The organism is Gloeothece verrucosa PCC 7822 (assembly GCF_000147335.1).
Taxonomy (GTDB): Bacteria; Cyanobacteriota; Cyanobacteriia; order Cyanobacteriales; family Microcystaceae; genus Gloeothece; species Gloeothece verrucosa.
The window spans coordinates 2,013,907-2,025,856 of sequence record NC_014501.1 but is presented as its reverse complement, the minus strand read 5'-3'; the positions used below and the strand labels follow the sequence as shown (position 1 = coordinate 2,025,856).

Here is an 11,950-nt window from a genome sequence, read left to right as displayed (position 1 = left end):
CTTTTAGCTTCCATCTCTTTACTGGTTAATATTATTGCTCAAAAAGAGTTAGCTCTAGAATAAGCCGAGCCAGTGGAAAAATCCTTGTCCGGTTGTTAATTCGATAATTAATGCGCCTAAAAAGCCAAGCATGGCTAAACGGCCATTCCATAATTCGGCGCTGGGGTTAGAACCAAATTCAAACTTAGTGCCGAATTCTCCGTATTTACGTTGAGATTGTTCGGTGTAGTAATCTTGAGATTGTCTGCTTTCCATGATCAATTCTTAAGGTGATTGTGTAATGTGAGCGATGTACTTTTTAACATAACGAAACATTTGTTTACCTATCTTCATCCATTAGAGAGAAAAAACCATCGAGTAATAGCTATACTCCATTGGCCATGAGTTACTTCCTGCGAGAGATTTTGTTTAGGAGTGAAGAACTTTATAGTGTATATGGGTACTCCTTGTTTTTTGCTCACATGAGTGAGTATTCATCTATGCTCACTTGTGTGAGATTATGACCTATAAATCCAATTAAAAGCACAAAAACAACCAAATGGAGGCTCTTATTCAATGTTCTTAATCACTGGTGCAACGGGGTCTTTAGGACGTAGAATTGTTAGACAGTTAAGAGAACAAGGTCAACCAGTACGGGCGTTTGTTCGTCTTTTATCGCGTTATAGTGAACTTGAAGACCGAGGAGCAGAAATTTTTATTGGAGACTTACGACAAGATAAAGATATTGCTAAAGCTTGTCAGGGAGTTGAATATATTATCGTTGCTCATGGTTCAGACAATGAGGCTCAAGCCTTAGATTATCGAGCTAATATAGAATTAATTGAAGCGGCAAAGGCCAATGGCGTAAAACATTTTGTTTATATTTCTGTCTTAGGTGTTGATAGAGGTTATGAAGATGCACCCGTATTTAAAGCCAAGCGAGAAGTAGAAAAATATTTAATAGCTAGTGGGTTAAATTATACAATTTTGCGCCCGTCCGGTTTTGCCAATAATTTACTTCCCCTTGCAGAAAGATTTCGAGATACAGGCATTTATTTACTAATTGGTGATCCCAAAAATAGGTCTTCTATTGTCAGTACAGACGATTTAGCCAAAATCGCCATTGCTTCTGTTCGAGTTGAGGGAGCAAAAAACCAAATTTTTGCGGTGGGAGGTCCGGAAATTCTAACCCGAGAAACCATTCCTCGCCTTTTCGGAAAAATCTTTAATCAAGAACCTATAATTATTAATACTCCTTTATTAGTTCTGGATGGACTAAGAGCAGGTATCGGTTTAATTAATCCTCAATTCCAACGCTCATTGGGCACTTTTAGAACCTTATTAGCGAATGAGTTTTTCTGCACATCTAGTGAAATTGCCACTCTAGAGTCTGTTTATAATATTAAGTTAGAAACTTTAGAAAGCTTCATCCGCCGCTATTTAGGAGGAACCCAAGAAATTTTCTGAAATAAAAAAAACTTGAAGAATTAATTAATATTAATTGAAATAATTATTTTTACCAAATCTGGCCTGGCCGCGCTCCTCTAGAAGGAGGATTACGAGGGGGTTCAGAGGAAGAATTGCCCCCCCGAGAATTATTATTATCAGCAAAATGAGGGAGTAATAATTGCTCCCAACTTTGGGATACTTTTTTATATTCATTACCACACTTAGTGGCTCTTCCTTGTAACTCTTTGGCGAAAACACCATATTGATTAGAGTCTTTTCCATACATTAAACAGATTAAATTATAATATCTCACATCACTGGGAGCATGTTCATCCCATGCAGGTGCTTGCGGACTATTCCCAAACCAAAGAGCCGCATTATAAACAGTTTTAATAACCACGTCAGGTTTTTCTGTATCTAGGAGCAGTATAGCCGAAAATTGATCCACTGCATCTTCTTCATTGCCGACAGTAGGAAGGGGTAAAATATCAATTAAGGCATGACCTAATTCATGAAAAAAAACAAAAACACTAGCAAATAAAGCATCAGTTAATGCTTCTTCTGTAGAGACTTTTTTAACTCTGATAAAATCTTTTGCCATTTGAAAAATTAGTTCATGACACATAGTTATAGATTTATTTTCAGGGCTATAAAAAGCATTAACAACCCCACAATCTGCAAACACAACAGGAACATCATAGCGCATGACCAAACCGGAATTATTGAAAACCGAAATCAAAGCTTCAAATAAACCCACTTTTTGTAAAAATTCTTGTAATGCTTGATGCTCTCTAATCCGAGAAGGTTGATAAACTAAGACAAATTTTCCCACGCGACTTTTTAGCTGTTTATTACCCATAGATTGAACGGGTTTAGACTGTTTTTGTCCGGTTGATGTTTGTGCTAAAGCATGACTGACCAGTCCATCAAAAATCAAGCCACTCATCACAGTTAAGCTAGAAGCAATAAGGCTTAAAGAGAATTTTTTTAGATTAGGTTTAAACATTGTAATAATCTCCTAGTTAATATAAATTACCAAATCCTACCCGGTTTCGGTACAGGTTTAGGGGGGTTAGTATTTTGATTAGCTTTATCGTTTTCTTGTCCTAACCACACAGTAGCATATCCTTCATTAATCGCTATTCCTATGGCATTCCATCGATAATTACGCCAATCTTCTTGATTGATCAGAACATCATTGTTAAGACTACTTTTTTGCCAACAGTTTAAAGCCTCTTGAGGAGAAATATTTCTTTTACCTCCACAAAGCAGTTCATAAGCTTTACCCGGATAAGCTGTTTTTAAACGCTGAGGAGCCGCCCACATACAAGAAAATGTGTTAGGATTATTAGCATCATAAGAGCAATTACTCCAGCCAAAATGCCAATCTTTGCCACTGCGGTCATAAAGCTCTAAATTATCTTGTAAATCTTGAAGATGACGGTTAGCTACTCGGCTTAATGAGGGGGATAAAGGAATCGATGAAAGTCCTTGTTGAGTTCGATATTGATTGATCAGTTGATATAATTCTGTTTCTTGACTATTTAAGTTATCACCGGCACAAATTAACTCAGAAAGAATTTTTTCTCCTTGACAATTTTGGGGATTTAAATTGAGGGGAGAAGTTTGACTAATTAAATTTTTTTTTCTAGCTGATTCTTTCAGTGGAGAGGAGATGCTCAAGGAACCTCTTGCAGAAATCAAATTTCCCTTAATTCTGTTCCCTGTTCCCTGTTCCCTGTTCCCTTTCTTGACCAGTTCTTGTGAATTGTGCAAGAATTCTAAGGAAGATAATGAAATTTTTGGTCTTTGGGTATTGATAATATTATTTTGAGCTAACAATGGAGATAATTGGCTAATTTTATGAGATTCAAACGGATAAATTACCATAGCCAAACCCATTGTCATTGAGATGATAACTCTTTTTTGCATACTCAAAACTAATTGATACATTAAGGATTAGGAGAAGGAGGAGGAGAACCCAAAGCTGAAAACCCAAAAGATAAGCCTTTTTGTTGAGCCAATTCGGTTAGAGGAGTAATGGGAATTCCCCAATTCAGTTGAAGGTCTTTTTTCTGACGATTAGCTAAAGTCGAGTTTTGACAGCTAATACCAATTAATGTTCCTTGCTGACTAAAGATCGGGGTTCCTTCCATTCCTGGATAGATGGGGTTAGTGTGGGTAAAACCCGATTTCGGGGGTTGTTCGGCTAGACTAGAGATTATTCCTTCCGTGAAGATAAATTGCGGATTTCTACGATTATCGGAAGCTGGCATAAAACCAGCAATATATACCCTTTCTCCTAATTTAATTGAGTTAGAATCTCCCATATTAGCGGTTTCATAGGAGCGGTTAATCTGCACAGGAATTAAGCTGATAGGAAATTGATTTAAATGAATAATTTGGGCACTTAGAGACTCATAGGGTTGACCATCAGGAGCAATAATTTTAGCTTTATTGAGTACAGACTTATCTTTAGGAGTACAAGTCATGATCCAATAAGTATTTTTATCTTCTGTAATTAAAATGCCGCTTTGCTCAAGGCCTGATCCTGTAATTTTAACGGTAGTTTGTTGGGCTTGTTGAGCAATTTGTTGAGGTTCTAAAGCCTTGGCGGCTGAAGGAAAAAAGAAGAGCAAAAAAATTAGGGCTAAAGGCCATTGATGGATGAGGTTGATTGGAAGTATCTCATTTTTGTGATTGAAATGCTGCCGGTTGATTATCTCTCTAAAACTCAACATGATTTAACTCTTAAGTCATGATTATATACAACTAAATTATTTCCTAGCAAATTCAGGAGCTATATTTAAAAATGTTTGGATAGGAATTGCCCAACTATATTGACTCATAAGCTGTTTTTTTTCAGGAGAGGCAACAGAGCCATCTTCAAATACATAGGGATTTCCCCATAATGGGTATCTATGTACGCCATTAATACCAATTATCTCGCCTTGACGATTAAGTAATGGCCCTCCACTCATGCCTTTTTGCACTTTATTGGTACTACCAATTTGATAGCCGCCACCAAAGGCAAGGTCACTAAACATTTTAATTTTGCCTGTACTTAAGACAAATTCGGAACTAGAAGAATCGATTTCAGCCGGAAACCCAGCCGCATAGACTTCTGCTTCATAATTGATTTTAGCTAAAGATGAAATTGTGGCTACTTTATAATTGTTCTGGCTCCTAAATTGCAGTAACCCCAAGTCATTTTTCTTAAAATCCACTGATTTTATGACTTGAGCATTATGAATTTGGTTATCCTCAGTTTTAATTCGGTAAGATTGATTAGTCAGTCCAAAAACCAATACATGATTATTAGTAACAACGGTATAAATCTCTCCTTGTTTTTGGATAAGAATCCCTGACCCAGATGTTTGACCTGATAAGACTTTTACGGTAATTGATTGGGCGATTTGATAAAGTTGGTCATAGCTAAAATTAGGCGGATTTAAACCAAAAGAACTCGGAGAATTAGGCGTTTGTTGTTGCCTTGGGGTATAGGGAGATTGGACAACCTTGTCAGTTCCTTTTCCTTGCAAGAATAGGCCGGTTGATAGGCCGATGATTAAACTAGCTAAACCAACAAAAAATATCTGTAAATTTTTAGTCATTATTAGGAAACAGGGAACAGCCAAACAGGGAACAGGGAATAAGGGACAGAGGACAGAGGACAAAGTACAAAAAACAGAGAACTTTGAATTTTTAAAAATTTTGATGTTTTTACCAAGTTCGTCTTGGGGGGTTATTGGAATTAGAAGGATTAGGTTTTAGAATCCCGGGAGAGGTGGTTTGAGTAGGTTGTGAAGTTTGGGGTACTGTAGCAGAATTGGTTTGTAAAAAGCGATTCATATCTAGGCTAACAGTCCCGTTTGAGTTGCGAGTTAGCGCATTGCTTTTACTGCTGCTAGTGGTTCCACCAGTTAATTGATAGGAAGGTCCCCCAGCACCTGAACGATTAGAATCGATTTCTTGTAGAACCTGATTCGGGTCTTGATTCGGTTTGAGTGTGATTAAAACGTTACTGCCATCAGCATTGCAGCTAGGGCCAGCACAAATGACCGGCTGATTATTCACGACTCCGCTAGTGAGGTAATCCATCATTCCGTTAGCATAAAAATTATTCATTCGTCCCGCGACTTCTTGACAACGTTGCATGGGGGTGTAGGGAGGACGAAAGTAATTAGATGTCCATTTGAAAACCGGCACTGTATCGTCTGGGGTTTGAGCATAGGTTGTGGGTACTTTATCGGTATCTACTGCACAGGCAAAACTGATTTGTTGCGCTTGACTCGGTTGAGCAAAAATGGTGCTGGCGCAGAGGGTGACTGTGGTTAATAGGGTTGTTAATGTATAAGTTTTGGTGAGCATAAGGGAGTTCTCCTGAAAATTGATGTTATGATTTTAACCAGTTTTGTTGACAATCACCAGAGTAGGTGATGTCAATTTTTGAGTTGTCATATAGATAGAAATTGCTAGGCGCAAATTCTTAGCGTTTAAAATAAGATTGTTCGATCTGGGTTTTGGCTAGACCCATAAAGCTAAAGGGATTTTCATGGCTCAAGAGCGAATATCCGTCCCCTTGACTCTTAATGGCTGGTATTTGTCGTTTGAGTGCGGCTAAAGATTTTAAAGTCCATAAAAATGAATCTAGTTCTGTTTACCTATTACTAGATTCAATTTGAATCCTTTCGATTCCAGAAATATTGACCAACTTTTTTGTCTGACAAGAATTTTTGAATTTTAAAAAAAACTTGATTTTTTCTTAAATATTTAGTAAGCCGTGTTGCTAATTTTTTTTATCTTAAGCTTTTTTGTGTTCAGGGTTCCGGGTTGATACTTAGGCATTCACCCATCTCTAGAACCCCTGAACCATTGACCAATCCATAATGAACCCATATAATCACTCTCGAAGCTAAAAGTTACAAGAATGACCAGGTTCATCGAGCCAGTCGTAAATCAGGTCTAACTGAGATAAGCTAATTAGACCATAACGCCATAACAGCATCGGGAAAGAACCGTAAGATAGTTGAGGATCGTTGAGAGCTAAATTGATCGAGGCAGAAGGGATTTTTAATTCCTCTTGCAGAAAAGAGAGTAAACGGGGTTTTTGGTTGAGATCATTCATAAGTGTGGGAGTGAAACTTCAATACATTTACTGTCAGAAGTAGGGAGTTCCCTGAACTATATACGACAGACAGATGAAGTATTCCCGAATTTTCTTATTTTTTTGTCAATCTTTAACAAATCTTTAAAAAATGTCCCCCAAAGAGCTAAAACATTACCAGAGACGATGTTTTCTCGGATAGTAAAGGCGGAAGAATGGGGTTGGAAAAATGAGGATATTGGGCATCTACCTGATTAGCTTTTTTGATAATCTGGTTAAAGAAGATCTTGGTAAGCTTTAAACGTCTAAAAATTTCCTGTGGATCAGATAAATGGGTTTGGGGTAGCTGCTGTCCCATTTCTTTAAGAACCAGTCCTACAGGGATATTAATCTCGTCTTGAAGTTTGAGGAAACGAACCAAGATAGGCACAGAAGCACTCATTAAAGACCCTACTCCGCCTCGGGGTTGTCCCCAGCCAATATAATATAATCCCTTATAGTCAGCCAAAAACGATCCACCGTAACACTGGACAATGGCACCTTGAACACGCTGTAGTTCTTTGGGTAAAAACGGATAAGCCAAATGATAACCCGTGGCACAAACGATTAAATCAAATTGCTCACAACTGCCATCAGTAAAGGTTACCTCGGTTCCATCAAGCCGCTTGATTGCCGGTTTAACACGGATGCGACCATGTTTTATATAGTAAGGAACTTCATTATTCAAAGTGGGATGTTTGCGGAAAATTTGATGTTGAGGAACACTCATGCCATAATCCGAATGTTTCCCAAAACTGAGGCGAATGATTCCATAAGCGATTAAACGCTGAAGCCATTCTGGCATCCACCATTGCATTAAATCCGTAATAGGCACTCCGGCAAAGGTTTTCGGTAAAAACCAGACACTTTCGCGCATACTGATCACACTTTTTTTGCCGACTCTTGCGGCTTCTGCGGCTAAATCACAAGCTGAGTTGCCGCCGCCCACCACTAAAACCCGTTTATCTTCTAGTTGTGAGCGATGTTTATAATCTTTAGAGTGAATCATTTCTCCTGTAAATTTTCCCTCGAAGCTGGGAAAGCGTTTACACCAATGATGACCATTACACATCAATACTCCTTTATAGAGGCGTTGTTCTCCATCAGCGAAGGTGACTTCCCAAAGATTATTGTCCACTGGGCGTACATAAGTCACGGTGCGGTTGAGTTCAATTGAGGAAGGTAAATCAAAATGAGCGGCAAAACTTGTCAGATAATCCCGCATTTGTTGGGCGCTGGGGAAATCTGGATAATGGGCGGGCATGGGAAAATAGGTAAATTGAGTGACTTTTTTCGATGAGATGATATGAGCAGAGTCATAAACCCCATGATACCAATTTCCCCCGATGTGATCACTCGCATCAATGTGATCGTAAGCCATACCGGCTGTTTTGAGGGCTTGGGCCATTCCTAACCCCACAAAACCGGCTCCGATAATTAAATATTTGTCTGTTGTGTTCATCGTTTTTTGAGTTTTTTATCCAATCTTTCCCTTAACCAGTCTAGTAAATCTGGAAAATATCGTTTGAGAAATTGAATCCATTTAGCGGTGATGTCGGGAAATACATGAAGTTGATTATTGATAACGCCTTTTAGAGTTTGGCGCATGACTTGGGCTGGATCGGTTGCCATCGAAAGCGGATAATCTTGGTATATTGAGCCTAAAGTCCCATAGCGCTGTGATTGAAGGATGGGAGTGCGGCTAAAAAAGGGATAAACAGCCGTTACTTGCACGTTATAAGTTTTTACTTCACTATAGAGTCCTTCGCTAAATCCTCGCAAACCGTATTTACTGGCTGCATAATGGGCCATTCCTTCTAGGGCTGCCCAGCCGGCTAAGGAGGAAATGTTGACAATGTGACCTTTTCGGCGAGTAATCATGTCGGCGACAAATAGGGTACTTAAGCGCATGGGTGCTAATAGGTTTACTTGCATTAGTTGTTCCCATTTATCGGGCGGCACTTCATCCATGCGCCCAAAAAGTCCTATTCCTGCATTGTTGATTAAAATATCTACTGAGATGTTCAGTGCTTTGACTTGATCGTAAAGGGTTTGACATCCCTGAAGATCACTAAGATCACAAGCTATACAAGCGATGATTTCACCTGTTGTTACTTGTTGTTGTATGGTTTGCGCCTGTTTAAGCAAAGCGGCTTCAGATAAATCACTTAATATTAAGCGGCTGCCGTATTCTAATAACTGCCGGGTTAATTCTTGTCCAAATCCTCCGCTTGCACCAGTAATGAGGATAACGGCTTTTTCGAGTTGAGTCATTTTTAAGAATTTTAATTTGTTTAATTTAATTTATCAATTAATCTTATTTTTTTTTCAGCCATAGTATAATTTATCTGAATCTTATTTAGCACCAGTTATAAATACTTACCCTTCTGAGTCAGGGAAAAAATCCCTGCTAGATCTCCTGATTAATCGCTCAATTTTCTTTATGACTACCAAACCTCTACTGTCCCCTATTTTTTTGCTGCTGCTTGGTGGCGCGAGTTTTGTGATTATTGTGGCGGGAATGCAAGCGGCTGCTTCTATTTTAAATTCCTTTTTTTTAGCCTCGCTAATTGCTATCGCCATCACGCCTCTGTTACATTGGCTCATCCGTAAACGCCTACCCGGTTGGTTAGCCTTGCTCATGACGATTTTAATTGTTATTTGCGCGGGCTTGTTCTTAGTCGCTTTTTTAGGCATTTCTATTTCTGAGTTAATTCATATTTTACCGACTTATGAAGCGAAAATACAAGCGTTAAAAGATGCTAGTAAAGCGACTTTAGCGGCTCGAGGAATTGATACTAGCCAATTATTATCGCTGGAGATATTTTCTCCCGCCAGAATTATTGGCACTGTTGCTGGATTTTTAAGGACTATTACAGAAGCATTAAGTACCTCGCTGCTGTTAGTTTTTTTAATAGCTTTTATGTTAATTGAAGCCTCGGGTTTTTCCGAAAAAATACAACGAAATATAACGTCTAGTGGTGTTTTATTAGCTCGGTTTAATGCTTTTAATCGAGATATTAGAAACTATGTATTTATTACGGCTTGGACAGGGGCATTGACGGGGGTGGTGGATTTTTTTATTTTGTTGTTTTTGGGAATTGATTTAGCGGCTTTGTGGGGGGTGCTGTTTTTCTTGCTCAATTTTATTCCGGCTGTGGGATTTATTCTGGCTGTGCTTCCGCCGATGCTTTTGGCTTTATTAGAGTTTGGGATAGAGAAAGCTTTGTTAGTATTTTTTTTCTGTTGGCTTATTGATAATATTGTAGACAAAGGCATTAAGCCGCGCTATATGCAGCAAGGGTTAGATTTATCCCCTTTAATTATTATTCTTTCGGTAATTTTCTGGAGTTGGGTATTAGGAGGAATGGGGGCAATTTTAGCGGTTCCTCTGACGTTAATGGTTAAAAAAGTGATTTTAGAAAGCTCAGAAGATACTCGTTTTTTAGTGGTTTTAATGGGGTCAGGGAATGCGGCAGAAGTGAAAACGACTCAAACCATTTCGGAGTCGGAATCTGATCACCTTCCTTAAAATTATTGAGAAAAAAGTTTTAACTGTTCAAAATGTTCGGCTTGTTGCTGCATTCTTTCACTAATTCGTTGACAGACTACATCACATAGTTCAAAAATCATCGGATCGTTAACCGAGTAGTAGGCGCTAACTCCTTGAGGTTGGCGGCTGAGAATACCGGCTTGAGTTAACACTTTCAGGTGTTTTGATAAGTTGGCTTGTCCTAGTCCTGTGGCTTCACCGAGTTCGGTAACGTTCATTTCTTTTTCTTTTAAACAACTAAGAATTTGCAGACGACTTACTTCTGATAGAACTTTAAAATATTCAGCAACGGGAGTCAGTATGTCAGGGTTGATCTTTGAGGCAAGCTTATTAGGCATAAATTCAGGATCAGGGGTTTAACCGGCTTTGATAACTATATAATACCGTAGCGATTATCACATCTTCCTACAGGCTAGGCGATGTTTCTCCCGTATTTGTGGTGATAAGGCTAATCTTATCTAAAAGAGGGCACAAGCTTTGTGCCCCTACCTGCTGAAAACAATTGCCATACTGTAGGGACGCAAAGTTTACGCCCAAAAGCTAAAATTTAACCGTATTTCAACGATTTGACTGTTCTAAAGTCAAGAAGCACCAAAAATATATTCTTTAAAGCTGTTTAACTGAGTGAGAATTTCCTGACGCTTAGTAAAACCGAGGAGATAGCGAAAAATAAACCAAAGACTGTAAGCCAAACCGATCAGTTTTAGCAGAGGCGCTAACAAGGGTAAACTGTTGATAGCCGCGATAACAGCTAAGAAAACTTTTAAGGTTACCAGAGTTCCTAAAATCCATCCCAGCAGGATGAGAGGGCGTTGATAAGCTTGCCAAAACTGGTTCCAATACTCAGGAATTTGTTCAATTAAAGCAGACATTTGCCAACCCACTTGCATAAATTTTTTGATCGAAGATGAGAGTACCAACTCATTAGACGCTTTTTCGTCAACCTTCTGTAAAGAGGCTTCGGTTTTAGGGGTCTGATTTTCTAGAGAGATTTGAGAGGACATATAAAAATCTTGAGTTTGCTCAAAAGTCAACGGGGGAGTAGGTGATAAGAATCTAGACTACCATTGAAGCTATGATCAAAACAAGACTCTAATGATGGATGCTTCCATCAGGTAAAATAGCCCCTGTGAGAATTGCCCCTGTCAATTTCACCATAATGCGCTTACCATAACCGATTTTAGCCCCCCGTAAATCCGCTTCACTGAGATCTGAGCCGCTCAAGTCTGCCCCAATTAGATGCGCTTGTTGTAAATTCGCACCTCTAAGATTGGCCTGTAGCAAATTTGCCCGAAAAAGGTTAGCGCGGTAGAGAATTGCTCGTTCTAAATTGACCTTATGTAAAAAACTATCTGTTAAATCTGCATGACTTAAATCGGCCTGCATCAAATTACGTCCGGAAAAATCTTTTTCCCTGAGATTTGCCCCTCGAAAATCCGCGCGGGTATAATCTCGGTAATAAGGGCGTTTAGCTTGCTCATAACGCCGCTCGCTGGTGTGATGCTCCTCATAAATCGGAGAAGAGGGGTAAGAAGGCTGAGGTTGGGAACTGTTAGCGCCTCGAGACCCTTGGGCAGACAGTTGACTCGCTTGCAGATGATTCAAGCGTAACTGTTCGCGTGCTAGATTGAGTTCTTGAAGTTTAGCAGTGGCCTTTTCTAAAAGTCGTGGATTATCTTTGGGGATGCGATCAGGATGCCAAATGAAAGCTAAGTCTTTATAAGCTTGATTGATCTCTTCGAGGGAGGCTCCAAGCTCTAAACCTAGCATTTTATAATATCGATCTAGTTCGTTCATCGCAAACCCTCTACTATCAAAAGTCA

The 11,950-nt window shown here is 39.1% G+C and carries 14 protein-coding genes; 2 read left to right on the top strand and 12 right to left on the bottom strand.

Going from position 1 to position 11,950, the window contains the following annotated elements; genetic code table 11:
• Positions 1–54: 54 nt before the first annotated feature.
• On the bottom strand, positions 55–255 hold the full coding sequence (locus CYAN7822_RS08990; protein ID WP_013321935.1) for a chlorophyll a/b-binding protein: 201 nt from the start codon (positions 253–255) through the stop codon (positions 55–57).
• Positions 256–555: 300 nt separating this feature from the next.
• Here CYAN7822_RS08990 and CYAN7822_RS08985 point away from each other — a divergent pair, with 300 nt between their 5' ends.
• Positions 556–1,446 (top strand): SDR family oxidoreductase, encoded by an 891-nt coding sequence (locus CYAN7822_RS08985; protein ID WP_013321934.1) that lies wholly within the window; start codon positions 556–558, stop codon positions 1,444–1,446.
• A gap of 49 nt (positions 1,447–1,495) precedes the next feature.
• Here CYAN7822_RS08985 and CYAN7822_RS08980 read toward each other — a convergent pair whose 3' ends face one another.
• From CYAN7822_RS08980 to CYAN7822_RS08945, 8 genes are all read right to left on the bottom strand, one after another.
• The gene (locus tag CYAN7822_RS08980; RefSeq protein ID WP_013321933.1) at positions 1,496–2,434 is read right to left on the bottom strand and encodes a DUF4344 domain-containing metallopeptidase; all 939 of its coding nucleotides are present in this window, start codon (positions 2,432–2,434) and stop codon (positions 1,496–1,498) included.
• 26 nt (positions 2,435–2,460) lie between these two features.
• The gene (locus CYAN7822_RS08975; RefSeq protein WP_157871798.1) at positions 2,461–3,360 is read right to left on the bottom strand and encodes a CAP domain-containing protein; all 900 of its coding nucleotides are present in this window, start codon (positions 3,358–3,360) and stop codon (positions 2,461–2,463) included.
• A gap of 20 nt (positions 3,361–3,380) precedes the next feature.
• Positions 3,381–4,169 carry a S1 family peptidase gene (locus CYAN7822_RS08970; RefSeq protein WP_013321931.1) on the bottom strand — a complete coding sequence of 263 codons (789 nt, stop codon included), beginning with the start codon at positions 4,167–4,169 and terminating at the stop codon, positions 3,381–3,383.
• Between the two features lie 36 nt (positions 4,170–4,205).
• Positions 4,206–5,042: a S1 family peptidase gene (locus CYAN7822_RS08965; protein WP_013321930.1), complete on the bottom strand. Its 837-nt coding sequence runs from the start codon at positions 5,040–5,042 to the stop codon at positions 4,206–4,208.
• Positions 5,043–5,151: 109 nt separating this feature from the next.
• Positions 5,152–5,799 (bottom strand): COP23 domain-containing protein, encoded by a 648-nt coding sequence (locus CYAN7822_RS08960; protein ID WP_013321929.1) that lies wholly within the window; start codon positions 5,797–5,799, stop codon positions 5,152–5,154.
• A gap of 544 nt (positions 5,800–6,343) precedes the next feature.
• Complete coding sequence (locus CYAN7822_RS08955) at positions 6,344–6,556, bottom strand: DUF2949 domain-containing protein (RefSeq protein WP_013321928.1); 213 nt, start codon at positions 6,554–6,556, stop codon at positions 6,344–6,346.
• Between the two features lie 145 nt (positions 6,557–6,701).
• Positions 6,702–8,036, bottom strand: a complete 1,335-nt coding sequence (locus CYAN7822_RS08950; RefSeq protein WP_013321927.1) for a flavin-containing monooxygenase — start codon at positions 8,034–8,036, stop codon at positions 6,702–6,704.
• Positions 8,033–8,848 (bottom strand): SDR family NAD(P)-dependent oxidoreductase, encoded by an 816-nt coding sequence (locus CYAN7822_RS08945; RefSeq protein ID WP_013321926.1) that lies wholly within the window; start codon positions 8,846–8,848, stop codon positions 8,033–8,035. The genes CYAN7822_RS08950 and CYAN7822_RS08945 overlap by 4 nt, the downstream gene beginning before the upstream one ends.
• A gap of 169 nt (positions 8,849–9,017) precedes the next feature.
• On the opposite strand from CYAN7822_RS08945, the gene CYAN7822_RS08940 reads away from it, so the two are divergent.
• Entirely contained in the window at positions 9,018–10,106 is a 1,089-nt protein-coding gene (locus CYAN7822_RS08940; RefSeq protein ID WP_013321925.1) for an AI-2E family transporter, read from the top strand.
• A gap of 2 nt (positions 10,107–10,108) precedes the next feature.
• Here the strand turns inward: CYAN7822_RS08940 and CYAN7822_RS08935 are convergent, their stop codons facing one another.
• The 3 genes from CYAN7822_RS08935 to CYAN7822_RS08925 all read right to left on the bottom strand — a co-directional run bounded on the left by CYAN7822_RS08935 (position 10,109) and on the right by CYAN7822_RS08925 (position 11,924).
• Positions 10,109–10,465 (bottom strand): ArsR/SmtB family transcription factor, encoded by a 357-nt coding sequence (locus tag CYAN7822_RS08935; RefSeq protein ID WP_013321924.1) that lies wholly within the window; start codon positions 10,463–10,465, stop codon positions 10,109–10,111.
• 243 nt (positions 10,466–10,708) lie between these two features.
• Positions 10,709–11,131: a CAAD domain-containing protein gene (locus CYAN7822_RS08930; protein WP_013321923.1), complete on the bottom strand. Its 423-nt coding sequence runs from the start codon at positions 11,129–11,131 to the stop codon at positions 10,709–10,711.
• Between the two features lie 88 nt (positions 11,132–11,219).
• Complete coding sequence (locus tag CYAN7822_RS08925; RefSeq protein ID WP_013321922.1) at positions 11,220–11,924, bottom strand: pentapeptide repeat-containing protein; 705 nt, start codon at positions 11,922–11,924, stop codon at positions 11,220–11,222.
• Positions 11,925–11,950 lie beyond the last annotated feature (26 nt).